This is a genomic window from Pseudomonas sp. S2_B10 (genome assembly GCF_054668425.1).
The window spans coordinates 4,242,706-4,269,353 of record NZ_CP162768.1 but is presented as its reverse complement, the minus strand read 5'-3'; the positions used below and the strand labels follow the sequence as shown (position 1 = coordinate 4,269,353).

The window sequence follows — 26,648 nt, the reverse complement described above, 5'->3', positions numbered from 1 at the left end:
CTTGAAGTTTTTCGTGAAGACAAATGCTGATTTGCATAAATCGTGCATAGATCAACTTTTCCCTGCCAATAAATGCTCACCCGACCGCAGCGCCTGCGTCGGGCAGACTGGCCATGGTAACCTTGCGCCCATCGCGGAAAAGCCCGGCCACTGCCCGCGCTTTGCCCTACATCTTTTAACGAGTTGCCCGACAATCCGATGAATAAAGCCGTCTCCGACCTGTCCTCCCACACTCCGATGATGCAGCAATACTGGCGCCTGAAGAATCAGCACCCGGACCAGCTGATGTTCTATCGCATGGGCGATTTCTACGAAATCTTCTACGAAGATGCGAAGAAAGCCGCCAAATTGCTGGACATCACCCTGACCGCGCGCGGGCAGTCGGCGGGCCAGGCGATTCCGATGTGTGGGATTCCCTACCATGCGGCGGAAGGTTACCTGGCGAAACTGGTCAAGCTCGGCGAATCGGTAGTGATTTGCGAGCAAGTCGGCGACCCGGCCACCAGCAAAGGCCCGGTGGAGCGCCAGGTCGTACGGATCATCACGCCGGGGACGGTCAGTGACGAGGCGCTGCTGGATGAACGCCGCGATAACCTGATCGCAGCGGTGTTGGGCGACGAGCGACTATTCGGTCTGGCGGTGCTGGACATCACCAGCGGCAACTTCACCGTGCTCGAGATCAAAGGCTGGGAAAACCTGCTCGCCGAACTGGAGCGGGTCAACCCGGTGGAATTGCTGATTCCGGATGACTGGCCGAAAGACCTGCCGGCGGAAAAACGCCGTGGCGTACGCCGTCGCGCGCCGTGGGATTTCGAGCGCGATTCGGCGCTGAAAAGTCTCTGCCAGCAGTTTTCCACCCAAGACCTGAAAGGCTTCGGCTGCGAAAACCTGACCCTGGCCATTGGCGCTGCCGGCTGCCTGCTGGCCTACGCCAAGGAAACCCAGCGCACCGCCCTGCCCCACTTGCGCAGCCTGCGTCATGAACGTCTCGATGACACCGTGGTGCTCGACGGCGCCAGCCGGCGCAATCTGGAACTCGACACCAATCTGGCCGGTGGCCGCGACAACACGCTGCAATCGGTGGTCGATCGCTGCCAGACCGCCATGGGCAGCCGTTTACTGACCCGCTGGCTGAACCGGCCGTTGCGCGATCTCACCGTGTTGCTGGCGCGTCAGACCTCGATCCGCTGCCTGCTCGACGGCTACCGCTTCGAAAAGCTGCAACCGCAGCTCAAGGAAATCGGCGATATCGAGCGGATTCTGGCGCGTATCGGTCTGCGCAATGCGCGGCCGCGTGACCTTGCGCGTCTGCGTGATGCTCTCGGCGCACTGCCCGAACTGCAAGTGGCGATGACCGATCTGGAAGCGCCGCACCTGCAGCATCTGGCGGTTACCACCAGCATCTATCCGGAACTGGCGGCGCTGCTGGCAAAAGCCATTATCGACAACCCGCCTGCGGTGATCCGCGACGGCGGCGTGCTGAAAACCGGTTACGACAGCGAACTCGATGAACTGCAATCACTGAGCGAAAACGCCGGCCAGTTCCTCATTGATCTCGAAGCCCGGGAGAAAGCCCGTACTGGTCTGGCCAACCTCAAAGTCGGCTACAACCGTATCCACGGCTACTTCATCGAACTGCCGAGCAAGCAGGCTGAATCGGCGCCGGCCGACTATATCCGCCGGCAGACGCTCAAAGGCGCCGAGCGCTTCATCACGCCCGAGCTGAAAGAATTCGAAGACAAGGCACTTTCCGCCAAGAGCCGCGCGCTGGCTCGGGAAAAGATGCTTTACGAAGCGCTGCTCGAAGACTTAATCAGCCAGCTGCCACCGCTGCAGGACACCGCCGGCGCCTTGGCCGAGCTGGATGTGCTGAGCAACCTTGCCGAGCGTGCGCTGAATCTTGACCTGAACTGCCCGCGTTTCGTCAGCGAGCCGTGCATGCGCATCACCCAGGGTCGTCACCCTGTGGTCGAGCAAGTGCTGACCACGCCGTTCGTGGCCAACGATCTGAGCCTGGACGACAATACGCGCATGCTGGTCATCACCGGTCCGAACATGGGCGGTAAATCCACTTACATGCGGCAAACCGCGTTGATCGTGTTGCTAGCGCATATTGGCAGTTTCGTGCCGGCCGCCAGTTGCGAGTTGTCGCTGGTCGACCGCATCTTCACCCGTATCGGCTCAAGCGATGATCTGGCCGGCGGTCGCTCGACCTTCATGGTCGAGATGAGCGAAACCGCCAACATCCTGCATAACGCCACCGAGCGCAGTCTGGTCCTGATGGACGAAGTCGGGCGCGGTACCAGCACCTTTGACGGTCTGTCGCTGGCATGGGCGGCGGCCGAGCGCTTGGCCCATCTGCGTGCCTATACGCTGTTCGCTACGCACTACTTCGAACTGACCGTGTTGCCGGAAGCCGAGCCGTTGGTGGCCAACGTCCACCTCAACGCGACCGAGCACAACGAACGGATCGTGTTCCTGCACCATGTTCTGCCTGGGCCTGCCAGCCAGAGCTATGGCTTGGCAGTCGCGCAACTGGCGGGTGTGCCGAGCGAAGTGATCTTGCGCGCGCGCGAGCATCTGAGTCGCCTGGAAGACACTGCCCTGCCCCACGAGGCGCCGAAACCGGCGGCCAAGGGCAAGCCGTCGACACCGCAGCAAAGCGACATGTTCGCCTCACTGCCACATCCGGTGCTGGACGAATTGGCGAAAGTGGATCTGGACGACATGACGCCACGTCGAGCGCTGGAAATGCTCTATGCACTGAAGAACCGGATATAAGCACTGAAGAAGCGGATATAACGCAATTCGCTTCAAGCTGTTAGAATCTCGCGCGGTTCGGGATGCTGCTGGCTCATAGCCTGGTCAGCAGGTATCGCTCCCGAACCTGGCGACCCCAACCGTGAAGGGGCAACGCTGCCGCCGCCTGAGGAGAAAATTAGAAATGACCTTCGTCGTCACCGACAACTGCATCAAGTGCAAGTACACCGACTGCGTAGAAGTCTGTCCGGTGGACTGCTTTTACGAAGGCCCGAACTTCCTGGTGATTCACCCGGACGAGTGCATCGACTGCGCGCTGTGTGAACCAGAATGCCCGGCTGTGGCGATCTTCTCGGAAGACGAGATCCCAAGCGGCATGGAAAACTTCATCGAGCTCAATGCCGAGCTGGCGGATATCTGGCCGAACATCACCGAGAAAAAAGAATCGCTGCCGGATGCCGAAGAGTGGGATGGCCAGCCGAACAAGATCAAACACCTCGAACGCTGATCTACCCCGCGCTCGACTGAAAGGCCCCTTGCGGGCCTTTTTGCTTTTGCAGATTCTGCTTTTCTGCAGACGAAAAAAGGGGCGGTATGACCCGCCCACATTTTTTCCCTATTCCCTGTATTCCTTTTCATCGTCCTGATGAATCGCCTCCTGCGATGTCCGTTCCCCTCTTCCGTGAAGGGCGTGTCTGTCCGTCGACACAGTTGAGATATTAGAGAGTTTCTGGAGACGAGCAATTGGCCCTCGGCGTACGCGCGCTCTGTCACAAGGACATAACATTTACGAAATAATTAACAAAATCAAAAGGTTGCTCACTGTAAGTAGCGCGATCGCCTTCCACCGAAGTGTAAAAATAACGAACACTTACGACACAGTAAGCAAAGGCTTACAGCGCGAGACTACAAATTCAGAAATTGACGACCGCTTGTCTGGTGGCTGCCGAAAGCCCGATTTGCTGCACGCGAAAAACAAAAAAGCCCCGACTGATCGAATCAGCCGGGGCTTTTGCGGGCGGAGGATAAGGCGCTTATTGAAACAGCGACTCGCTCGACAGGCCGTTCTTTTCAAGGATCTCGCGAAGGCGCTTGAGCCCTTCCACCTGAATCTGCCGTACCCGCTCGCGGGTCAGACCGATCTCCAGGCCGACATCTTCCAGCGTGCTGCTTTCGTGACCACGCAGCCCGAAGCGGCGAATCACCACCTCGCGCTGCTTGTCGGTCAGCTCCGACAGCCATTGATCGATGCTCTGCGACAGATCATCGTCCTGCAGCAGTTCGCACGGATCGGTCGGACGATCGTCAGTGAGTGTGTCCAGCAGGGTTTTATCCGAATCCGGACCCAGCGAGACGTCGACCGAAGAAACCCTTTCGTTGAGGCCGAGCATGCGCTTGACCTCCCCCACCGGTTTTTCCAGCAGGTTGGCGATTTCTTCGGGTGAAGGTTCGTGGTCGAGTTTTTGCGTCAGCTCCCGTGCGGCCCGCAGGTACACGTTGAGCTCCTTGACCACGTGAATCGGCAGCCGGATGGTCCGGGTCTGATTCATGATCGCGCGCTCGATGGTCTGACGGATCCACCAGGTTGCGTAGGTCGAGAAGCGGAAGCCGCGCTCGGGATCGAACTTTTCCACCGCGCGGATCAGGCCGAGGTTGCCCTCTTCGATCAGATCCAGCAGCGACAGCCCCCGATTGACGTAACGCCGGGCGATCTTGACGACCAGCCGCAGGTTACTTTCGATCATGCGCTTGCGCCCGGCAGGATCGCCACTTTGCGACAAGCGCGCAAAATGAACTTCTTCTTCCGGGGAGAGCAGAGGGGAAAAGCCGATTTCGTTGAGATACAGCTGCGTGGCATCAAGTGCCCGAGTGTAGTCGATGTATTTATGTTGTTTGAGTGTGGCGGAGTGTCTGGATTTGGAACGAACGGAAGGTGGAGCAGCCCCTTCATCATTCAACATCGAATCCGAATCGATGCCGGTCTCCATAAGGAGAACCTCATCGTCGATGTCAAACTCCGGCACTTCTTTACTGAGAGCCATTGTTATAGTCCTTTGGTGAGTTCGACCCCAAGCTCAAGCGACGCCTTTATCCTTGGCAACGCTGGAGCCTGTCCCCTCTACGCGACGGAACAGGCTGGCCTACAAATCAACGTCTTGGCAGGAACTGCAGCGGATCCACTGGTTTACCTTGGCGGCGAATCTCAAAATGCAGTTTCACCCGGTCTGTACCCGTTGACCCCATTTCGGCAATTGTCTGTCCGACCTTGACCTGCTGCCCCTCCCGAACCAACAGCCTGCGGTTATGTCCGTAAGCACTGACGTAGGTTTCGCTGTGTTTGATGATGACCAATTCGCCGTAGCCCCTTAAGCCACTCCCGGCGTATACGACCGTCCCATCAGACGCAGCTAAAACAGGCTGTCCCAAATCTCCGGCGATATCAATTCCTTTATTCAAACTACCGTTTGAAGAGAATTTTCCAATCAGAACGCCATTAGATGGCCATCCCCAGCCGGTCGGGGCCGGGCCTGCCGGAGGCAGTGGAGCGGGTGCAGGTTTGCTCGCGACGGACGGTACAACCCCTTTGGAACCGGTGGTTGTAGTGGTTGTGGTGCCATTCGCCTGGCGCCGGATTACCGTGGTTTTACTCGACGAAGAAGGCGAGGAACTGGAGTTGCTCACCACCGCTGTCGGCGTTGAACCGCTGCGCCCGTCGAAGCGAATTGTCTGACCCGGATGGATCGTATACGGCGTAGGAATATTGTTCCGTGCGGCGAGGGTTTTGTAGTCCCAGCCGTAACGAAAGGCGATCGAAAACAAGGTATCGCCGGGACGGACTACATACTGCCCGGTGGTAACGGTAGGACGTTGCGCCACCGCATTGTTGCGATCAACAACGCGCACGTTGCTCGATTTGGTGCTGGAGCAACCGACCAGCAAGGTGCTCAAGACAAGGCCAGTCACCAGGCGCTGAAAGCTCGTGTTACCCATACGCTGCGCAATGACTGTGAGACTCACCCGCCGCTCCCTTTGTGGTGGCTGAAAAATTCTGAATGCCGCATTGCGGCATGAGGTGTCGCAAGTATAACGGGCCGAACCGGCTTTACCTTTAATGAAGCGAAATCACCGGACGCACACGTTTGCCAGGGGCAAGTACGCTGCGTTTAAACTCTGGCTGCCGGTGTAAGACCGGCGCCGTTGAAAGGAATTCAGCGCCTGCTCGCAAATGCTCAGGCCAGTGGCCCATTGAGCAAAGGCACGAAACGCACAGCGCCCAGAACGTGTCGGGAAAAGCCATGTTCTTCGCGCACGATCAGCATCAGTTGTTGCACTTCACCGGAGCCGACCGGAATCACCATGCGCCCACCGGGGGCCAGTTGATCGAGCAAAGCTTGCGGTACATCAGTGGCAACGGCGGTGACGATGATGCCGTTGTAGGGCGCCAGCGCCGGCCAGCCTTCCCAGCCATCGCCCCAGCGAAATACCACGTTGCGCAGGTTCAGCTCGACCAGACGCTCCTTGGCGCGATCCTGCAACACCTTGATGCGCTCGACGGAAAACACCCGTTCAACCAGTTGCGACAACACCGCCGTCTGGTAGCCGGAACCGGTGCCGATCTCCAACACTTTATCCAGAGGACCTGCCTCCAGCAGCAGCTCGCTCATGCGCGCCACCATGTAAGGCTGGGAGATGGTCTGGTTGTTGCCGATCGGCAGCGCGGTGTCTTCGTAAGCGCGGTGCGCCAGCGCCTCGTCGACAAACAGATGACGCGGCGTGCGGCGGATCACTTCCAGGACTTTGGCGTTCGATACGCCTTCTTCATACAGCCGTTGGATCAGTCGCTCGCGCGTACGCTGGGAGGTCATGCCAATGCCGCTGCGCAGGCGGTCGTCATGTTCACGCATCAGCTCAGCCCCCCCAGCCAGCCATCAAGACTTCTGAAGGCATCATTGAAAGTGCGATCGAGCTGCAACGGTGTGATGGACACATAGCCCTGCATCACGGCATGAAAATCGGTGCCCGGGCCGCCGTCTTCAGCGTCGCCGGCAGCGGCAATCCAGTAACCGGCCTTGCCGCGCGGATCGACCACTTTCATCGGCGCCGCCGCGCGGGCGCGATGACCGAGGCGGGTCAACTGAATGCCACGGATGTGATCGATGGGCAGATTGGGGATGTTCACGTTGAGCACCGTGCGCGGTGGCAGATCCAGCCCGGCGTGGGCCTCGACCAGTTTGCGCGCAAAGTAGGCCGCAGTCGGCAGATTGTCCACCTGACGCGAAACCAGTGAGAAGGCAAAAGATGGGCGCTCGAGAAATCGTCCTTCCAGCGCTGCCGCCACGGTTCCGGAATACAGCACGTCGTCACCAAGATTGGCGCCCAGATTAATGCCGGATACCACCATGTCCGCTTCGCGCTCAAGCAAGCCGTTAAGGCCCAGGTGAATGCAATCGGTCGGTGTGCCGTTGAGGCTGATAAAGCCGTTCGCCAGGTATTGCGGGTGCAGCGGACGGTCGAGCGTCAGCGAACTGCTGGCGCCGCTTTTGTCCTGCTCCGGGGCGATAACCACGCATTCGGTGTAATCCGCCAGCGCAGCATAAAGCGCGGCGAGACCGGGCGCGGTTACCCCATCGTCGTTAGAAATCAGAATACGCATGGGCTGTCCGTCTGCCCCACCGGCACCAGATCAACGAGCTCGCGCACCAATACGGTGGCAAAGCATCCGGCCGGGAGGACGAATTCCAGTTGCAGAATGTCAGGTTGGGGATAATGCCACGTCAACCCGCCAATGGGCAGCCGCAGGATGCGACGTTCATGGCTCATGCCGGCGTGGATCAACCAGTCACGCAGATCCGCTTCGCGGGCGGCGATCGCCTGCTCCAGTTCATGGACTGCGCCAGCGGTGGGCGAGTCACCTTCGCCCCACTGCGGACCGGTCGGGTGCAGGTCAAGAATCGCCAGACGCGGGTCGCTGCATTCGACTTCACCGGCCGGGAAAAAACTGCGGCTGTCGGTGAAGGCCAGCAGATCGCCAACCAGCGCGGTGTTCCAGGTGCCTTCGGCGACGCGCGCCGCGAGCACCTGGTTGAACAGAAAGCTACGCGCCGTCGACAGCAACCGCGAACGCACATTGCGCTGTTCCGGCAAAGCCTTGCGCGCCGCCCACGCCCGGGCATCGACAACGTTGCCGCCGTCATGGCCGAAGCGCTGGGCGCCGAAATAATTGGGGATGCCTTGTTTGGCGATCAGTTGCAGCCGCTGTTCAATCGCATCTTTGTCGCCATTGAATTGCGTCAGGCGCAGGGTGAAGCCATTGGCCGAATGCGCACCGCGTTGCAGCTTGCGCTTGTGGCGCGTGGTCTTGAGGATCTTCAGCGTGTCGTTTTCCGCGGCCGACAGATCCGGATCGGCCTTGCCCGGCAACTGCACGCTGAACCACTGTCGGGTCAGGGCCTGACGGTCCTTCAGGCCGGCATAGCTGACGGTACGCAACGGCACGCCGGCTGCCTTGGCGATACGCCGCGCCGCTTCTTCGGTATTGAGGCCGCGCTTTTCCACCCAGATCCACAGGTGTTCGCCGTCACCGCTGAACGGAATATCCAGCACTTCATCGACCTGGAAATCTTCGGCGATGGCTTTCAGTACCGCTGTGCCGAGGGGTTCGCCATAGGCCCGTGGGCCGAGTAATTGCAGTTCATTCATGCGCGCAGCAACAAGGCAACGGAGTGCACGGCGATGCCTTCTTCGCGACCGACAAAGCCAAGCTTTTCGGTGGTGGTAGCTTTGACGTTCACTTGATCCAACTCAACATGAAGATCCGCCGCGATCAGCGCGCGCATCGATTCGATATGCGGCGCCATTTTTGGCGCCTGGGCAACAATGGTGTTGTCGACGTTGCCGACTTTCCAGCCCTTGGCGTGGATCAGACTGACCACATGACGCAACAGCACACGGCTGTCGGCGCCCTTGAATTGCGGATCGGTGTCCGGGAAGTGTTTACCGATATCACCCAGCGCCGCCGCGCCGAGCAAGGCATCGCTCAAGGCGTGCAGCAGGACGTCACCGTCGGAATGAGCGAGCAGCCCGAAGCTGTGTGCAATTTGCACGCCGCCCAGAGTAATGAAATCGCCTTCAGCGAAACGGTGCACATCGTAGCCGTGGCCAATACGCATAAAAAAACGCCCCGATTTTTGTCAGGGCGTGATTCTACCTGCATTAACCGCGCAGAGCGCGTGCGTGATGCTGCAAGTGGTCGTCAATGAAGCTTGAGATGAAGAAATAGCTGTGGTCGTAGCCCGGTTGCAGGCGCAGCTCCAGCGGATGCCCCGCTTGTTTTGCGGCGTGTTGCAGGGCTTCGGGTTTCAGCTGGGTGGCGAGGAAATCGTCACGATCACCTTGATCGACCAGCAACGGCAACTTCTCCGTCGCCTCTGCGATCAGCACACAGGCGTCCCACTCCTTCCACTTCGAACGGTCCTCGCCCAAATAGTTGGAAAAGGCCTTCTGACCCCACGGGCAATCGATTGGATGGGTAATCGGCGAGAACGCCGACACTGACTGATAACGCCCGGGATTGCGCAGCGCGCAGACCAATGCGCCGTGGCCGCCCATGGAGTGACCGCTGATGCTGCGTTTGTCGGAAGCGGGGAAATGCGCTTCGACCAGAGCAGGCAATTCCTGCACGACATAATCATGCATCCGGTAATGACGTGCCCACGGCTCCTGCGTGGCGTTCAGATAAAACCCTGCGCCAAGGCCGAAATCCCAAGCCTTATCTGCATCGTCCGGAACATCCGGACCGCGTGGGCTGGTATCCGGGGCGACGATGATCAACCCGAGCTCGGCAGCCATGCGCATCGCACCGGCCTTCTGCATGAAATTCTCATCGGTGCAGGTCAGCCCTGACAACCAGTACAGCACCGGCAGCTTGCCGCCCTGCTCCGCTTGTGGCGGCAGGTACACGGCAAAGACCATGTCGCAATCAAGCACTTCGGAGCGATGGCGATAACGCTTGTGCCAGCCACCGAAACTCTTCTGACAGGAAATGTTTTCCAGATTCATAGCACTTCAGCCGCAAGCTGCGAGCTTCAAGCTGCAAGAGGCAATTGCGCCTGCTTGCAGCTTGTGGCTTGTAGCTTGCCGCTGCTCCTTAGAAATGAATGACTGTGCGGATGCTCTTGCCTTCGTGCATCAGGTCGAACGCCTTGTTGATATCTTCCAGGCCCATGGTGTGGGTGATGAAGGTATCCAGCGGGATTTCGCCGCTCTGGGCCATGTCGACGTAGCTTGGCAATTCAGTACGGCCACGCACGCCGCCGAACGCCGAACCGCGCCAGACGCGACCGGTGACCAATTGGAATGGACGGGTAGCGATTTCCTGGCCGGCACCGGCGACACCGATGATGACCGACTCGCCCCAGCCTTTGTGACAGCACTCAAGCGCGGCGCGCATCAGTTGCACATTGCCGATGCACTCGAAAGAGAAGTCGACGCCGCCATCGGTCATGTCGACGATCACTTCCTGAATCGGACGATCGTAGTCTTTCGGGTTCACGCAGTCGGTTGCACCCAGTTGTTTGGCGATTTCGAACTTGGCTGGATTGATGTCGATGGCGATGATCCGCGCAGCCTTGGCTTTCACCGCGCCGATCACGGCCGACAAGCCGATACCGCCGAGACCGAAGATGGCCACGGTGTCACCCGGTTTGACCTTGGCGGTGTTGAGCACGGCGCCGATACCGGTGGTTACGCCGCAACCGAGCAGGCAAACCTTCTCCAGCGGCGCGTCTTTGGAGATCTTCGCTACGGAAATTTCCGGCAGTACGGTGTACTCCGAAAACGTCGAAGTGCCCATGTAGTGGAAAATTGTTTCGCCCTTGTAGGAAAAGCGCGAAGTGCCATCCGGCATCAGGCCCTTGCCTTGGGTGGCGCGAATCGCCTGGCAGAGGTTGGTCTTGCCCGACTTGCAGAATTTGCACTGGCCGCATTCCGGGGTGTACAGCGGAATGACGTGATCGCCGACGGCGACCGAAGTCACGCCTTCGCCGATCGCTTCAACGATGGCGCCACCTTCATGGCCGAGGATCGACGGGAAGATGCCTTCCGGGTCTGCGCCGGACAAGGTGTAGGCATCGGTGTGGCAAACCCCGGAAGCGACGACGCGCAGCAATACTTCACCGGCCTTGGGCATGGCGACATCGACTTCTACGATTTCCAGCGGCTTCTTGGCCTCGAAGGCAACGGCGGCGCGCGACTTGATCATGCTGACTCTCCAGTGAACCCAATAAATAAAAAAGCAGACAGACAGTGTAGTTCAGCGATTCCTGAGGAATAATCCGGACCAAAGCAAAACATTATTGCCATACAGGGATAATCCAAGTGTCGGAAAACCGCTGGGAAGGCATCGATGAGTTCGTTGCCGTCGCCGAATGCAATCAATTCACCGCCGCTGCCGAGCGTCTTGGGGTTTCTTCCTCACACATCAGTCGACAAATCGTACGGCTCGAAGAGCGTCTGCAGACGCGACTGCTCTACCGCAGCACCCGGCGAGTTACGTTGACCGAAGCCGGGCAGACTTTTCTGCAGCATTGCCAGCGCCTGCAGGACGGTCGCGAAGAAGCCTTGCGCGCGGTAGGTGATCTGACCAGCGAACCGAAAGGCATGCTGCGCATGACCTGCGCGGTGGCCTACGGCGAACGTTTTATCGTGCCGCTGGTGACTCGCTTCATGGGGCTGTACCCGCAGTTGCGCATCGATATAGAGCTGAGCAATCGCCAACTGGATCTGGTGCATGAAGGGCTGGACCTGGCGATCCGTCTGGGTCGGTTACAGGATTCGCGCTTGGTCGCCACACGTCTGGCACCACGGAGAATGTACCTGTGCGCATCGCCGTCCTACCTGGAACGGTACGGACGCCCACACAGTTTGTCGGAATTGAGTCGACACAATTGCCTGATCGGCAGTTCGGATATATGGCAAATGGAACAGAACGGCAGGGAATTTTCCCAGCGGGTGCAAGGCAACTGGCGTTGCAATAGTGGGCAAGCGGTGCTGGATGCGGCGCTTCAGGGCGTCGGGTTGTGTCAGTTGCCGGACTATTACGTGCTCGAGCATCTGCACAGTGGCGCGCTGATTTCCTTGCTGGAGGCGCATCAGCCGCCGAATACGGCGGTGTGGGCGTTGTATCCGCAGCAGCGGCATCTGTCGCCGAAGGTGCGCAAGTTGGTGGATTATTTGAAGGTGGGACTGGCTGAAAGGCCGGAGTACAAACTTTGAGTTATTGGTTGCCTGTGCGACCGTTTTCGCGAGCAGGCTCGCTCCCACAATTGACCGAGCTCGACAGCTGAATGCATTCCCTCTGTGGGAGCGAGCCTGCTCGCGAAGGCAATGCCACAGCGACCCCAAATCTCAGCGGCGATTCGCCCATCGCTGGCGCAACCACTCCAGATCTTCCGGCCGGGTCACCTTGAGGTTATCCGCGCGCCCTTCGATCAGACGCGGTGCCAGACCGGCCCATTCCATCGCAGAAGCTTCATCGGTGATCACGGCATCCGCAACCAGGCTATCGGCCAACGCTCGATGCAACGCGCCGAGGCGAAACATCTGCGGCGTATACGCCTGCCAGATCACACTGCGGTCCACCGTTTCAACCACACGACCGTTTTTATCAATGCGTTTGAGCGTGTCGCGAGCGGGCACCGCCAACAGACCACCGACCGGGTCATCCGCCAGTTCGGCAAGCAACTTGTCGAGATCATCGCGACTCAGATTCGGCCGGGCCGCATCATGCACCAGCACCCAATCGTCATCGTCGGCACCTTGCGCATGCAGATGCAGCAAGGCGTTTAGCACCGAAGCAGAACGCTCAGCCCCGCCATCAACCCGCTGAATGCGTGGATCGCTGACGCATGCCAGATTCGGCCAATAGGGATCGTCAACAGCAAGACTGACCACCAGGCCCTTAAGGCTCGGGTGATCGAGGAAACAGCCGAGGCTGTGTTCGAGAATTGTGCGCCCGCCCAGTTGCAGATATTGCTTGGGACGGTCCGCGGCCATTCGGGCACCGACGCCCGCGGCAGGAATCACGGCCCAGAAGGCCGGCAGGGAATCGATCATTGGGCCAACTGGTAAAGGGTTTCGCCGTCCTTGACCATGCCCAGTTCGTGACGAGCCCGCTCTTCAACGGTCTCCATGCCTTTTTTCAATTCGCTGACTTCCGCGTCCATCACCCGGTTGCGCTCCAACAGGCCTTCGTTCTCGGCATGTTGTTCGGCGATCTGCTGTTTCAGCTCGGCGACCTGCGCCAGACTGCCATTGCCCACCCACAGGCGGTACTGCAGACCGGCCAGCAGCAAGAGCAAAACGAGAAACAACCAGTAAGGACTGCGCATCGAATATCAGGTATCCAGTGAAAAAAGACAGCCACGCATAATGTTGCAGCATCTGATAGCACGAAGCCTGGAAAGATCCAGGCTTGTGCTTAAGGCATCAGATTAGTGGCAAATCCATCGCTGTCACGACTTTTCCGACACAATCCGGTGTCCTTTGATCAGGTTGCGCTTAACCGCGGAACTCGGCACGGCCGTTGTACTTGGCCTTGCCGTTCAACTGCTCTTCGATACGCAGCAGTTGGTTGTACTTGGAAACGCGGTCGGAGCGGCACAGCGAACCGGTCTTGATCTGGCCAGCCGAGGTGCCCACAGCCAGGTCGGCAATGGTCGAATCTTCGGTTTCGCCGGAGCGGTGCGAGATCACGGCGGTGTAGCCGGCAGCCTTGGCCATCTGGATGGCTTCCAGGGTTTCGGTCAGGGTGCCGATCTGGTTGAACTTGATCAGGATCGAGTTGGCGATCTTTTTATCGATGCCTTCTTTCAGGATCTTGGTGTTGGTCACGAACAGGTCGTCGCCCACCAGCTGGGTCTTCTCGCCGATCTTGTCGGTGAGGATCTTCCAGCCAGCCCAGTCGGACTCGTCCAGACCGTCTTCGATCGAGATGATCGGGTAACGTTCAGTCAGACCTTTGAGGTAGTCAGCGAAACCTTCGGCGGTGAACACCTGGCCTTCGCCGGACAGGTTGTACTTGCCGTCTTCGTAGAATTCGCTGGCCGCGCAGTCCAGAGCCAGGGTCACGTCGGTGCCCAGCTTGTAACCGGCATTGGCCACGGCTTCGGAGATCACTTTCAGCGCGTCTTCGTTGGACGCCAGATTCGGCGCGAAACCGCCTTCGTCACCAACGGCGGTGCTCAGGCCACGGGCCTTCAGCACAGCTTTCAAGTGATGGAAAATCTCGGTGCCCATGCGCAGACCTTCCGAGAAGGACTTGGCGCCGACTGGCTGAACCATGAATTCCTGGATGTCGACGTTGTTATCGGCGTGCTCGCCACCGTTGATGATGTTCATCATCGGCACCGGCATCGAGTACACACCCGGGGTGCCGTTGAGGTTGGCGATGTGTGCGTACAGCGGCAGATCCTGATCCTGCGCAGCCGCCTTGGCCGCAGCCAGGGACACGGCGAGGATGGCGTTGGCGCCCAGGGTCGCCTTGTTTTCGGTACCGTCGAGCTTGATCATCGCTTGGTCGAGGGCTTTCTGGTCGCTCGGGTCGGTGCCCAGCAGCAGATCGCGGATCGGACCGTTGATGTTGGCTACCGCCTTGAGCACGCCCTTGCCCAGGTAACGGCTCTTGTCGCCATCACGCAGCTCGAGCGCTTCACGCGAGCCAGTGGATGCACCGGACGGCGCGCAGGCGCTGCCGATGATGCCGTTGTCGAGAAGCACGTCCGCTTCCACGGTGGGATTGCCACGGGAGTCGAGAACTTCACGACCTTTGATGTCGACGATTTTTGCCATTGTTGTAAACACTCCAAAGTTGACGAAAACGACGCAGCTAGAGGAAATCTTTATCGTCGGCAAGCGAAGTACAGCGGGCAGACTTGCAGACGACAACGCTCACGCCCGAGGGCATGAGCGACAAATCGTGCGGTACTTTACCGGAGAATCGAGCGTTACGCGGTTTCTACCGTCGGAAAACTCTTCACCAGTTCGTCCAGAGCCTTGAGCTGGGCCAGGAATGGCTCCAGTTTGTCCAGACGCAAGGCGCAAGGGCCGTCGCATTTGGCGTTGTCCGGATCCGGATGCGCTTCGAGAAACAGACCCGCCAGCGACTGGCTCATGCCGGCCTTGGCCAGATCGGTGACCTGCGCGCGGCGACCGCCGGCGGAGTCGGAACGACCGCCAGGCATTTGCAACGAGTGGGTCACGTCGAAGAACACCGGGTATTCGAACTGCTTCATGATGCCGAAGCCGAGCATGTCGACCACGAGATTGTTGTAGCCGAAGCTCGAACCACGCTCGCAGAGGATCAACTGATCGTTACCGGCTTCCACGCACTTGTTCAGGATGTGTTTCATTTCCTGAGGCGCGAGGAACTGGGCTTTCTTGATGTTGATCACGGCATTGGTCTTGGCCATCGCGACAACCAGATCGGTCTGGCGCGACAGGAAGGCCGGCAGCTGAATGATGTCGCAGACCTCAGCGACGACCGCGGCCTGATCCGGCTCGTGGACGTCGGTGATGATCGGCACGCCGAACGCTTGCTTGATGTCCTGGAAGATGCGCATGCCCTCTTCCAGGCCAGGACCGCGATACGAAGTCACAGAAGACCGGTTGGCCTTGTCGAAGCTGGCCTTGAACACGTAAGGGATACCGAGTTTTTCGGTGACCTTCACGTACTCTTCGCAAACCTGCATGGCCATGTCACGGCTTTCCAGCACGTTCATGCCGCCGAACAGCACCATGGGTTTGTCGTTGGCAATCTCGATGTCGCCGACGCGGATGATCTTCTGTGCCATCGGGTTACGCCTTCTTCTGGTGTTGAGCCAACGCGGCTTTGACAAAACCGCTGAACAGCGGATGGCCGTCGCGTGGGGTCGAGGTGAACTCAGGATGGAACTGGCAGGCGACGAACCATGGATGATCCGGCGCTTCAACCACTTCGACCAGCGCAGCATCGGCGGAGCGACCGGAAATCTTCAGGCCGGCTTCGATGATCTGCGGCAGCAGGTTGTTGTTCACTTCGTAACGGTGACGATGACGCTCGACAATCACGTCCTTGCCGTAGCAATCATGGACTTTGGAGCCCGGCTCAAGCAGGCAATCCTGTGCGCCGAGACGCATGGTGCCGCCCAGATCGGACGCTTCGGTACGTACTTCGACAGCGCCGGTGGCGTCTTCCCACTCGGTAATCAGACCGACCACCGGATGGCCGCTGGCACGATCGAACTCGGTGGAGTTGGCGTCTTTCCAGCCCAGCACGTTACGGGCGAACTCGATGACCGCCACTTGCATGCCCAGGCAGATGCCGAGGTACGGAACCTTGTTTTCGCGAGCGTACTGAACGGCAGTGATCTTGCCTTCCACGCCACGCAGACCGAAGCCGCCCGGCACCAGAATCGCATCAACACCTTCGAGCAGCGCAGTGCCCTGGTTCTCGATGTCTTCGGAATCGATGTAGCGCAGGTTGACCTTGGTGCGGTTGCTGATGCCGGCATGACTCATCGCTTCGATCAGCGACTTGTACGCGTCGAGCAGTTCCATGTACTTGCCGACCATGGCGATGGTCACTTCGTGTTCCGGGTTCAGCTTGGCATCGACCACTGCGTCCCACTCGGACAGATCGGCGCTGCCGCACTGCAGACCGAAACGCTCGACGACGAAATCGTCCAGGCCCTGCGAGTGCAGGATGCCCGGGATCTTGTAGATGGTATCGGCGTCTTCCAGCGCGATTACCGCACGCTCTTCAACGTTGGTGAATTGCGCGATCTTGCGACGCGAGGACACATCGATCGGGTGATCGGAGCGGCACACCAGCACGTCTGGCTGCAGACCGATCGAGCGCAGTTCCTTGACGGAGTGCTGGGTCGGTTTGGTCTTGGTTTCGCCAGCGGTGGCGATGTACGGCACCAGCGTCAGGTGCATCAGCATCGCGCGCTTGGCGCCGACTTCGAAACGCAACTGGCGGATGGCTTCGAGGAATGGTTGCGACTCGATGTCACCGACGGTGCCACCGATTTCAACCATCGCCACGTCAGCGTCACCGGCACCTTTGATGATGCGACGTTTGATTTCGTCGGTGATGTGCGGGATCACCTGGATGGTTGCACCCAGGTAGTCGCCACGGCGCTCTTTGCGCAGCACGTGCTCGTAGACACGGCCGGTGGTGAAGTTGTTGTTCTGGGTCATGGTCGTGCGGATGAACCGCTCGTAGTGCCCCAGATCCAGATCGGTCTCGGCGCCGTCGTGGGTGACGAACACTTCACCGTGCTGGAACGGACTCATGGTGCCTGGATCGACGTTGATGTACGGATCCAGCTTCAGCATGGTGACCTTAAGCCCCCGCGCCTCCAGGATAGCCGCCAATGAAGCCGAGGCAATGCCTTTCCCCAATGAAGAAACAACACCGCCCGTGACGAATATGTAGCGCGTCATGAAAAACCCTAGAAGTCTGCGTTAAAGCGGAACGAGCCGCCGGGGAAAGCGAAGGAAGGCCGAAGCCCCCGATCACCTGCATTAATCACAGTGCACCTTTCGAAAAAACCGCCGCGTTGTGACAGACCGGTAGATGAAACACCGGTACGTTGCTCGCTACACATTTTTTGGAATCGCCCAGCAAAGACTGCTTGGTAATCGGCAACTCCTGCAATTCAGGCGAATCCACAGAAGTTGTATCAAGAAGGGAGCGTAGTCTACCGGAATGCTCCTTTCAGCTCAAACCTTGATCTTCGTCTGTTGGCTGCCAGTGCAATGTCCAGCCTTCGTCCATCTGACCATCAAGACCCGGCAGGTTCGCCACGGCGAGCAATTCTTCGCCACGAAACAGCAGCGGCAATCTGCCACGCACGAAGGCCGGGACCGCGCGCTCGTTGAGCAGACGCTTGAGATCACGGCTGCCGCGCTCGGCCAGTTGCATGACCTCACCGCCTTGCCGATAGGCAATACGCAAAGGCCCGGATGGAGCTTGCCCGTGGAGCATGACGCGTCCGTTATCCGGCAAGCGTAGCGCTGAAGTCGGGGTCTGCCAGTCGGCGCCGATCACTGGCGCGCCCAACCAATTGCCGCTCAGCCACCAGACGCGACCGACGCTGCGGTGCAGCTCTCCGTCGGCCAGACGCCAGATCGGAGAAGCGTCGGCGCCGGCATTGCACAGCGTTGTCCAACCCGACCAATGGTCAGCATCTGGCAGCCGGGTCAACGGTTCGAGCCAGTGGCTGAGGGCATTTCGCTGGCGTGCGTCAGACAATGCCCTCAATGATGTCAGCTCCAGCGATGGCACACCCAGCCAAGCGAATTCATGGACCGTTTCGGCTTGTGCGAGATCGATCTGCGCCAGCTCATCGAGCAAGCCCTGCGCCTCACGCAGATGCGCAGCCGTGCGCGCCATGCTGGCCTGCGCTTGCGGCCAGCGTTCGGTGAGGACCGGCATGACTTGATGGCGCAGATAGTTGCGCGAAAACTGCCGGTCCTGGTTCGACGGGTCCTCAATCCAGCGCAACTGATGCGCCTGTGCATAATTTTCCACCTCGGCGCGGCTGACGTCGAGCAACGGTCGAACCAGCGTGCCCTGCCCCACTGTGCGCTGCTGCGGCATTGCGCCGAGTCCGCGTACACCGGCACCGCGCAACAGCCGAAACAGCAGCGTTTCCGCTTGGTCATCGCGGTGCTGGCCAGTCAGCAACACGTCATTGGTCTGCGTCAGCGAACTGAACGCGGCATAACGCGCATCCCGCGCCGCCCGCTCCAGGCTCGCCCCGCCCTTTACGGTTACCCGCTTCACTTGCAACGGCACGTCCAGCGCATCGCAAACGGCCTGGCAATGTTGCGGCCACGCATCGGCCGCAGCCTGAAGGCCGTGGTGAATGTGGATGGCGCTTAACGCAGGGAGGGATTCGGTGTTCGCCAGGGTGGCGAGCAGATGCAGGAGGACGGTGGAATCGAGACCGCCGGAGAAGGCGATGCGCCAGTGAGCGGCGTGGCGCCAGGGCTCAAGGTTCAGCAGAAGACGGGATGGCAAATCAATCGGGGACTGGCCCATATCTGCACCTTTGCCTAACCCTCTGTGGGAGCGAGCCTGCTCGCGAAAGCGATTTGACATTCAACAATTTCGTCGACTGTCATACCGGTTTCGCGAGCAGGCTCGCTCCCACAGGGATAGTACGCGTCTGATTAGAGACCGTAGCTCATCAGGCGATCGTAACGGCGCTTGAGCAGCGCTTCGTTATCGAACTGCTTGAGCATCGCCAGTTGCGAGCTCAGCTCGGCGCGGATCGAAGCGGCGGCAGCAGCCGGGTCACGGTGGGCGCCGCCCAGTGGCTCGCTGATCACCTTGTCGACGATACCCAGGCCTTTCAAACGCTCAGCGGTGATGCCCATTGCCTCAGCGGCATCCGGTGCTTTCTCGGCGGTCTTCCACAGGATCGATGCGCAACCTTCCGGCGAGATCACCGCGTAGGTCGAATATTGCAGCATGTTCAATTGATCGCAGACGCCGATGGCCAGTGCGCCGCCGGAACCACCTTCACCAATTACAGTGGCGATGATCGGAGTCTTCAGACGCGCCATCACCCGGAGGTTCCAGGCAATCGCTTCGCTCTGGTTGCGCTCTTCAGCGTCGATGCCAGGGTAGGCACCCGGGGTGTCGATGAAAGTCAGGATCGGCATCTTGAAGCGCTCGGCCATCTCCATCAGACGGCAGGCCTTGCGGTAGCCTTCCGGACGCGGCATACCGAAGTTGCGGCGAACTTTCTCACGCACTTCACGGCCCTTCTGGTGGCCGATGATCATCACTGGCTGGTCTTCCAGACGGGCGATACCGCCAACGATGGCAGCGTCGTCGGAGAAGTGACGGTCGCCGTGCAGTTCGTCGAACTCGGTGAAGATGTGCTCGATGTAATCGAGGGTGTACGGGCGTTTCGGGTGACGCGCCAGACGTGCGATCTGCCAGCTGGTCAGCTTGCCGAAGATGTCTTCGGTCAGCGTCTTGCTCTTGTCCTGCAGGCGGGAGATCTCATCGCCGATATTCAGCGAATTGTCATTACCGACCAAGCGCAACTCTTCGATCTTGGCTTGCAGGTCGGCGATCGGCTGTTCGAAATCTAGAAAATTCGGGTTCATAGGCGTCCGTCTTGGGTCGTGTCCCAAGTGAGCTTGGGCCGGCCGGTTGTCTATTCGCGCCCTACCTTAAGGGAGAGGCGCGCTGAGGTCGAGATTAAAAATTCAGGTTGCGGGCAAGCGCCATGATGGCACTTGCCGGTCAACGGTATTGGAGGAAGACGTTGTCTCGCCCGAACTGGTCACGCAGGGCTTGAATCAAGGCATCCGCCGGGTCGATCCGCCAGGTCTCGCCGAACTGCAGCAAGGTCTTCGCATCCGGGCTGGTGTACTCCATGGTCACCGGGCACGCGCCGCGATGACGCTTGAGCAGTTCGCCCAACCAGCGTAGCTGATCGCCTTTCAGATCCTGGGTGTGCAGCTTCAGGCGCAGGCTCTCGGCCAGATTGGTGCGCGCATCTTCCATGCTCATCACGCGCTTGACCCGCAGGCGCAGACCGCCAGAGAAGTCGTCATTGCTGACTTCGCCTTCGACCACCACCATCGCGTCGGTCTGCAGCAGCGACTGCGCCGAATGGAACGCATCGGCAAACAGCGACGCTTCGATCCGTCCGGAGCGGTCGTCAAGGGTGATGAAGCCCATCTTGTCGCCCTTCTTGTTCTTCATCACCCGCAGGGCAATGATCATCCCCGCCACGGTCTGCGTGTCGCGCGCCGGTTTCAGGTCGATGATGCGCTGACGGGCGAAACGGCGGATTTCGCCTTCGTATTCGTCGATCGGGTGACCGGTCAGGTACAGGCCCAGGGTGTCTTTTTCACCCTTGAGGCGTTCCTTGAGGGTCAGTTCCTTGGCTTTGCGATGAGACGCGTAAACGTCAGCGTCTTCTTCGACGAACAAGCCGCCAAACAGGTCGGCGTGGCCACTGTCGTGGGTCCGCGCAGTCTGCTCGGCCGCCTTGATCGCCTCTTCCATCGCCGCCAGCAGTACCGCGCGGTTACGGTCGATGTTGGCTTGATAGGCCTTTTGTTCGTCGTGGAAATACGGGCCGAGGCGATCCAGCGCGCCGCTGCGAATCAAGCCATCAAGAGTTCGTTTGTTGATGCGCTTGAGGTCGACCCGCGCGCAGAAATCGAACAGATCCTTGAACGGACCGGCCTGACGCGCTTCGGTGATCGCTTCCACCGGACCTTCACCGACGCCTTTGATCGCGCCGAGGCCGTAAACGATGCGGCCGTCGTCGTTCACCGTGAACTTGAACTCCGAAGTGTTCACGTCCGGCGCGTCGAGGCGCAGCTTCATCGTCCGCACTTCCTCGATCAAGGTCACGACCTTGTCGGTGTTGTGCATATCCGCCGAAAGTACCGCGGCCATGAACGGCGCCGGGTAGTGAGCTTTCAGCCAAGCGGTCTGGTACGACACCAGGCCGTAAGCGGCGGAGTGGGACTTGTTGAAGCCGTAACCGGCGAATTTCTCCACCAGGTCGAAAATGTTACCCGCCAGATCCGCGTCGATGCCGTTGGTCGCGCAGCCCTCGATGAAGCCGCCGCGCTGCTTGGCCATTTCTTCGGGCTTTTTCTTACCCATCGCCCGACGCAGCATGTCCGCACCGCCGAGGGTGTAACCGGCCATGACCTGGGCAATCTGCATCACCTGTTCCTGATACAGGATGATGCCGTAAGTCGGCGCCAGTACCGGCTTGAGACCGTCGTACTGGTAGTCCGAGTGCGGATAGGCCAGTTCGGCGCGACCGTGCTTACGGTTGATGAAGTCGTCCACCATGCCCGATTGCAGCGGACCGGGACGGAACAGTGCAACGAGTGCGATCAAGTCTTCCAGGCAGTCGGGCTTGAGCTTTTTGATCAGCTCTTTCATGCCCCGGGATTCAAGCTGGAACACCGCCGTTGTTTCGGCTTTTTGCAGCAACTGATAGGTCGGCTTGTCGTCGAGCGGGATAAAGGCGATATCCAGCGGCGGCTCGTTGACCTTGGCGCGGTCGCGGTTGATGGTTTTCAGCGCCCAGTCGATGATCGTCAGGGTACGCAGGCCGAGGAAGTCGAACTTCACCAGACCGGCGGCCTCAACGTCGTCCTTGTCGAACTGGGTCACCAGACCGTCACCGGCCTCGTCGCAATAGATCGGCGAGAAGTCGGTGAGTTTGGTCGGCGCGATCACCACACCACCGGCGTGCTTACCGACGTTACGCACCACGCCCTCAAGCTTGCGCGCCATCTCCCAGATTTCCGCCGCTTCTTCATCGACCTTGATGAAGTCACGCAGGATCTCTTCCTGCTCGTAGGCTTTTTCCAGGGTCATGCCGACTTCGAACGGAATCATCTTCGACAGACGATCCGCCAGGCCATAGGACTTGCCCTGCACCCGCGCCACGTCACGGACCACAGCCTTGGCGGCCATGGAACCGAAGGTGATGATCTGGCTCACCGCGTTGCGGCCGTACTTTTCGGCCACGTAATCGATCACCCGGTCACGACCGTCCATGCAGAAGTCGACGTCGAAGTCGGGCATGGAAACCCGTTCCGGGTTGAGGAAACGTTCGAACAGCAGGTCATATTCCAGCGGGTCGAGGTCAGTGATCTTCTGTACGTAAGCCACCAGCGAACCGGCACCCGACCCACGGCCCGGACCTACCGGCACACCGTTGTTCTTGGCCCACTGGATAAAGTCCATCACGATCAGGAAGTAACCGGGGAAGCCCATCTGGATGATGATATCCAGCTCGAAATTCAAGCGGTCCACATAGACCTGACGCTTGGCTTCGTAGTCTTCGGTAGTGTCTTTGGGCAGCAGCACAGCCAAGCGTTCTTCGAGACCTTCGAAGGAGACCTTGCGGAAATATTCGTCGATGGTCATGCCATCGGGAATCGGGAAGTTGGGCAGGAAGTGTGTGCCCAGCTTCACTTCGATGTTGCAGCGCTTGGCGATCTCGACGGTGTTTTCGATGGCGTCGGGAATATCGCTGAACAGCTCGAGCATTTCCTCGGCGCTTTTCAGGTATTGCTGATCGCTGTAATTCTTCGAACGACGCGGGTCATCGAGGGCGCGGCCCTCACCGATGCACACACGAGTTTCGTGGGCGGCGAAGTCTTCCTGCTTGATGAAACGCACATCGTTGGTCGCCACCAGCGGTGCGCCAAGCTTGTCGGCCAGTGCCACGGCGCCGTGCAGCTGTTCTTCATCGTTGGGGCGGTTGGTGCGCTGGATTTCCAGATAGAAGCGATCCGGGAACACCGCCATCCACTCGCGCGCCAGCGCTTCGGCTTCCGCCGGATTGCCGCCGATCATGGCCATGCCGATCTCGCCTTCTTTGGCGGCGGACAGCATGATCAAACCTTCGTTGGCCTCGGCCACCCACTCGCGCTCGACGATGACCATGCCGTTGCGCTGGCCTTCGATGAAGCCACGCGAGATCAGTTCGGTGAGATTGCGATAACCCTGAGCGTTCATCACCAGCAGGCTGAGGCGGCTCAGCGGTGCATCCGGGTCCTTGTTCGCCAGCCACAGGTCGGCGCCGCAGATCGGCTTGATGCCGGCGCCCATGGCGTTTTTATAGAACTTGACCAGGGAACACATGTTGTTCTGGTCGGTGACCGCGACCGCCGGCATGTTCATGGCGGTCAGCGCCTTGACCAGCGGCTTGATCCGCACCAGCCCGTCGACCAGGGAGTATTCAGTGTGCAGGCGTAGATGAACGAATGAAGCCGGCATAGTGATCCTGTCCAGTTACATAGAGACAACGAGGCCCGGATTGTACCGGGCCTCGAATAAAACATCAGCCTTGCGCCTAAACCTGCGTCAGGCTTTCCCGCGCCTCGTAAGCCAGGCGTACCGGGGCGAACGAGCGGCGGTGAATCGGCGTCGGGCCGAGCCGCGCCAGCGCTTCCAGATGAACGGGCGTCGGATAGCCTTTGTGGCCACCGATGCCGTAGCCCGGGTAGATCAATTCGAACGCCGCCATTTCGCGATCACGACTGACCTTGGCCAGAATCGACGCTGCCGCGATCGCCGGCACCTTGCCGTCGCCCTGAATCACCGCCTCGGCACGCATCGGCAGATGCGGGCAGCGGTTACCGTCGATCATCGCCAGTTTCGGCTGAATGTGCAGACCGGCGACCGCGCGCTGCATGGCCAGCATGGTCGCGTGGAGGATATTCAGATCGTCGATTTCCTCGACTTCGGCGCGAGCGATGCACCAGCTCAGCGCCTTTTCGCAGATCTCGTCGTAGAGCTTTTCGCGCTTGGCTTCGGTGAGTTTTTTCGAGTCATCGAGGCCGAGGATCGGCCGGTTCGGATCGAGAATTACCGCAGCTGTCACCACCGCACCGCACAACGGACCACGACCGACTTCATCAACACCAGCGACCAGTTCTTCGACTTCGGCTACCAGAGTGAAATCCAGGCCCATTTGCATGCTTGTCTTGCTCATTGTGTTTTGCCGATCAGGTCAAGGACGGCTTGCGCCGCCTGATTGGAAGCATCGCGCCGCAGCGTGCGGTGGATCTCGTCGAAGCCGCGGGTCTGTTCATCACCGCCATCGATCAATGGCGACAGCGTCTGCGCCAACGCCTCGACAGTCGCATCATCCTGCAACAACTCCGGCACCAGCAAGCGCTGAGCGAGCAAGTTGGGCAGCGACACGTATGGGCTTTTGACCATGCGCTTGAGAATCCAGAATGTCAGCGGCGCCAACCGATACGCCACCACCATCGGCCGCTTGTACAGCAGCGCTTCAAGGGTAGCAGTGCCGGAGGCGATCAACACGGCGTTGCACGCGGCGAGCGCCAGATGAGATTTACCGTCGAGCAAGGTTACCGGCAAATCCCGGCCAGCAAGCAAGGCCTCGAGTTGCACCCGGCGTTCCGGGTTTGCACAAGGAATGACAAAGCGCACGCCCGGACGCATGCCGCGCAGACGTTCGGCGGTGTCGAGGAACAGCGCACCGAGGCGACTGACTTCCCCGCCACGGCTGCCCGGCATCAGCGCTACCAGCGGACCGTCGGCCAAGCCTAGTTCGGTGCGTGCAGCGGCGCGGTCGGCTTGCAGCGGAATGGTATCGGCCAAGGTGTGACCGACGAAACGCACCGGCACGCCTTTCTCTTCGTAGAATTTCGCCTCGAACGGCAACAGGGTCAGCATCAGATCGCAGCCTTCGCGGATCTTCAGCACCCGCTTCTGCCGCCACGCCCATACCGACGGGCTGACGTAATGCACGGTCTTGATCCCGGCCTGACGCAGCTTGAGTTCGATATTGAGGTTGAAATCCGGCGCATCGATGCCGATGAACACGTCCGGCTTCGCGGCGATCAGTGTGGCAATCAGCTCTTTGCGGCGTTTGAGTAACTCACGCAGCCGACCGAGGACCTCCACCAGCCCCATGACCGACAGGCGCTCCATGGGAAAGTACGAGGTCAGGCCTTCAGCCTGCATCAGCGGACCGCCGACGCCGATGAACTCGACTGTCGGGTGCTGAGTCTTGAGCGCGCGCATGAGGCCGGCGCCGAGAATGTCACCGGAAGCCTCACCCGCCACCAGCGCGATACGCAGACTGGCCATGATCAGCGGGTGATGCCGCGAGTCGACGCCTGGATCGAATCGCGGAACACGGCGACTTCAGGGAACTGCGCAGACGGCTCGGCCAGCTCGGCCAGCGCCTGCTCGACCGTCAGGCCCTGCCGATAGACCGTCTTGTAAGCACGACGCAAGGCGTGGATCGCGTCTTCGCTGAAACCGCGACGGCGCATGCCTTCGAAGTTCATGCTGCGCGCTTCGGCCGGGTTGCCGAATACGGTGACGAACGCCGGAACGTCCTTGCCGATCGCCGTGCCCATGCCGGAAAAGCTGTGGGCGCCGATGTGGCAGTACTGGTGCACCAGGGTGAAACCGGAGAGGATCGCCCAGTCGTCAACGTGTACATGCCCGGCCAACGCAGTGTTGTTGACCAGAATGCAGTGATTGCCGATGACGCTGTCATGGCCGATGTGGGCATAGGCCATGATCAGGTTGTGATCACCCAGTGTGGTTTCCGAACGGTCCTGCACGGTGCCACGGTGAATGGTCACGCCTTCACGAATAACGTTGTGGTCGCCGATCACCAGGCGGGTTTCCTCGCCTTTGTACTTCAGATCCGGGGTGTCTTCGCCTACCGAAGAAAACTGGTAGATGCGATTGTTTTTACCAATGCGGGTCGGCCCCTTGAGGATCACGTGCGGCCCGATCACGGTACCCTCGCCGATTTCCACACCTGCGCCGATGATCGACCACGGGCCGACCTCGACGCCGTCAGCCAGAACGGCGGACGGATCGATGATTGCGCGAGGGTCAATCAAACTCATACTTTCTGTTCCGCGCAGATGATTTCTGCCGAGCAGACCGGCTTGCCGTCCACCGAAGCCTGGCACTCGAACTTCCAGATCTTGCGCTTGCAGCTGATGAAGGTCGCTTCAAGGATCAACTGGTCGCCCGGCTTGACTGGCTGGCGGAAGCGCAGCTTGTCGGAACCGACGAAGTAATACAGGGTGCCGTCGGCCGGTTTGACGTCGAGCATCTTGAAACCGAGGATCCCGGCAGCCTGAGCCATCGCTTCGATGATCAGCACGCCCGGCATGATTGGATGCGCAGGGAAGTGACCGTTGAAGAACGGTTCATTGATGCTGACATTCTTGTAGGCGCGAATTCGCTTGCCTTCAGTGTCCAGTTCCACCACCCGGTCCACCAGCAGGAACGGGTAACGGTGAGGCAGGTATTCGCGAATCTCGTTGATGTCCATCAT

Annotated in this window: 23 protein-coding genes; 3 read left to right on the top strand and 20 right to left on the bottom strand. The window is 59.6% G+C overall.

The annotated features are described in order from the left end of the window. The first annotated feature begins 198 nt into the window (after positions 1–198). The gene (mutS, locus tag AB4O45_RS18935) at positions 199–2,781 is read left to right on the top strand and encodes a DNA mismatch repair protein MutS (protein WP_460160427.1); all 2,583 of its coding nucleotides are present in this window, start codon (positions 199–201) and stop codon (positions 2,779–2,781) included. Positions 2,782–2,944: 163 nt separating this feature from the next. Further along, positions 2,945–3,268 (top strand): ferredoxin FdxA, encoded by a 324-nt coding sequence (gene fdxA / locus AB4O45_RS18930; protein WP_056783233.1) that lies wholly within the window; start codon positions 2,945–2,947, stop codon positions 3,266–3,268. A 526-nt stretch (positions 3,269–3,794) separates the two neighbouring features. Here fdxA and rpoS read toward each other — a convergent pair. The 8 genes from rpoS to AB4O45_RS18890 form a co-directional block, all read right to left on the bottom strand. After that, positions 3,795–4,802 (bottom strand): RNA polymerase sigma factor RpoS, encoded by a 1,008-nt coding sequence (gene rpoS, locus AB4O45_RS18925; RefSeq protein WP_016771451.1) that lies wholly within the window; start codon positions 4,800–4,802, stop codon positions 3,795–3,797. A 106-nt stretch (positions 4,803–4,908) separates the two neighbouring features. Then, positions 4,909–5,778 (bottom strand): peptidoglycan DD-metalloendopeptidase family protein, encoded by an 870-nt coding sequence (locus tag AB4O45_RS18920; RefSeq protein ID WP_041478115.1) that lies wholly within the window; start codon positions 5,776–5,778, stop codon positions 4,909–4,911. 212 nt (positions 5,779–5,990) lie between these two features. Beyond that, entirely contained in the window at positions 5,991–6,626 is a 636-nt protein-coding gene (locus AB4O45_RS18915; protein WP_160768345.1) for a protein-L-isoaspartate(D-aspartate) O-methyltransferase, read from the bottom strand. A gap of 38 nt (positions 6,627–6,664) precedes the next feature. Further along, a complete protein-coding gene (gene surE / locus AB4O45_RS18910; protein WP_024011837.1) occupies positions 6,665–7,414 on the bottom strand; it encodes a 5'/3'-nucleotidase SurE in 750 nt (249 codons plus the stop codon). Then, positions 7,402–8,460 carry a tRNA pseudouridine(13) synthase TruD gene (gene truD, locus AB4O45_RS18905; RefSeq protein ID WP_460160426.1) on the bottom strand — a complete coding sequence of 353 codons (1,059 nt, stop codon included), beginning with the start codon at positions 8,458–8,460 and terminating at the stop codon, positions 7,402–7,404. The genes surE and truD overlap by 13 nt, the downstream gene beginning before the upstream one ends. Then, positions 8,457–8,930 carry a 2-C-methyl-D-erythritol 2,4-cyclodiphosphate synthase gene (gene ispF / locus AB4O45_RS18900; protein WP_460160425.1) on the bottom strand — a complete coding sequence of 158 codons (474 nt, stop codon included), beginning with the start codon at positions 8,928–8,930 and terminating at the stop codon, positions 8,457–8,459. The genes truD and ispF overlap by 4 nt, the downstream gene beginning before the upstream one ends. A 43-nt stretch (positions 8,931–8,973) precedes the next feature. After that, positions 8,974–9,819, bottom strand: a complete 846-nt coding sequence (gene fghA / locus AB4O45_RS18895) for an S-formylglutathione hydrolase (protein ID WP_460160424.1) — start codon at positions 9,817–9,819, stop codon at positions 8,974–8,976. Positions 9,820–9,907: 88 nt separating this feature from the next. Then, entirely contained in the window at positions 9,908–11,020 is a 1,113-nt protein-coding gene (locus AB4O45_RS18890) for an S-(hydroxymethyl)glutathione dehydrogenase/class III alcohol dehydrogenase (RefSeq protein ID WP_110600129.1), read from the bottom strand. 116 nt (positions 11,021–11,136) lie between these two features. Here AB4O45_RS18890 and AB4O45_RS18885 point away from each other — a divergent pair, with 116 nt between their 5' ends. Then, positions 11,137–12,033, top strand: coding sequence for a LysR family transcriptional regulator (locus tag AB4O45_RS18885; protein ID WP_460160423.1), 897 nt, complete (start codon positions 11,137–11,139; stop codon positions 12,031–12,033). Positions 12,034–12,165: 132 nt separating this feature from the next. Here AB4O45_RS18885 and ispD read toward each other — a convergent pair whose 3' ends face one another. From ispD to fabZ, 12 genes are all read right to left on the bottom strand, one after another. Beyond that, complete coding sequence (gene ispD, locus AB4O45_RS18880) at positions 12,166–12,873, bottom strand: 2-C-methyl-D-erythritol 4-phosphate cytidylyltransferase (protein ID WP_353188288.1); 708 nt, start codon at positions 12,871–12,873, stop codon at positions 12,166–12,168. Next, complete coding sequence (gene ftsB / locus AB4O45_RS18875; protein ID WP_016771460.1) at positions 12,870–13,148, bottom strand: cell division protein FtsB; 279 nt, start codon at positions 13,146–13,148, stop codon at positions 12,870–12,872. Before ftsB ends, ispD begins: the two co-directional genes overlap by 4 nt. A gap of 169 nt (positions 13,149–13,317) precedes the next feature. Further along, positions 13,318–14,607, bottom strand: a complete 1,290-nt coding sequence (gene eno / locus AB4O45_RS18870; protein ID WP_041478121.1) for a phosphopyruvate hydratase — start codon at positions 14,605–14,607, stop codon at positions 13,318–13,320. A 155-nt stretch (positions 14,608–14,762) separates the two neighbouring features. Then, positions 14,763–15,608 (bottom strand): 3-deoxy-8-phosphooctulonate synthase, encoded by an 846-nt coding sequence (gene kdsA, locus AB4O45_RS18865; RefSeq protein ID WP_007954807.1) that lies wholly within the window; start codon positions 15,606–15,608, stop codon positions 14,763–14,765. A 4-nt stretch (positions 15,609–15,612) separates the two neighbouring features. Continuing rightward, a complete protein-coding gene (locus AB4O45_RS18860) occupies positions 15,613–17,244 on the bottom strand; it encodes a CTP synthase (protein ID WP_016771462.1) in 1,632 nt (543 codons plus the stop codon). 274 nt (positions 17,245–17,518) lie between these two features. Next, a complete protein-coding gene (gene tilS, locus AB4O45_RS18855) occupies positions 17,519–18,847 on the bottom strand; it encodes a tRNA lysidine(34) synthetase TilS (protein ID WP_252868874.1) in 1,329 nt (442 codons plus the stop codon). Between the two features lie 131 nt (positions 18,848–18,978). Further along, the gene (locus AB4O45_RS18850; RefSeq protein ID WP_016771465.1) at positions 18,979–19,926 is read right to left on the bottom strand and encodes an acetyl-CoA carboxylase carboxyltransferase subunit alpha; all 948 of its coding nucleotides are present in this window, start codon (positions 19,924–19,926) and stop codon (positions 18,979–18,981) included. Positions 19,927–20,065: 139 nt separating this feature from the next. Beyond that, positions 20,066–23,587, bottom strand: coding sequence for a DNA polymerase III subunit alpha (gene dnaE, locus AB4O45_RS18845; protein WP_056783220.1), 3,522 nt, complete (start codon positions 23,585–23,587; stop codon positions 20,066–20,068). Between the two features lie 76 nt (positions 23,588–23,663). Further along, on the bottom strand, positions 23,664–24,290 hold the full coding sequence (gene rnhB, locus AB4O45_RS18840; RefSeq protein ID WP_016771466.1) for a ribonuclease HII: 627 nt from the start codon (positions 24,288–24,290) through the stop codon (positions 23,664–23,666). 11 nt (positions 24,291–24,301) lie between these two features. After that, positions 24,302–25,432: a lipid-A-disaccharide synthase gene (gene lpxB, locus AB4O45_RS18835; protein ID WP_370695114.1), complete on the bottom strand. Its 1,131-nt coding sequence runs from the start codon at positions 25,430–25,432 to the stop codon at positions 24,302–24,304. Positions 25,433–25,434: 2 nt separating this feature from the next. Next, complete coding sequence (gene lpxA, locus AB4O45_RS18830; protein ID WP_150636319.1) at positions 25,435–26,211, bottom strand: acyl-ACP--UDP-N-acetylglucosamine O-acyltransferase; 777 nt, start codon at positions 26,209–26,211, stop codon at positions 25,435–25,437. Continuing rightward, on the bottom strand, positions 26,208–26,648 hold the full coding sequence (gene fabZ / locus AB4O45_RS18825) for a 3-hydroxyacyl-ACP dehydratase FabZ (RefSeq protein ID WP_016771469.1): 441 nt from the start codon (positions 26,646–26,648) through the stop codon (positions 26,208–26,210). Before fabZ ends, lpxA begins: the two co-directional genes overlap by 4 nt.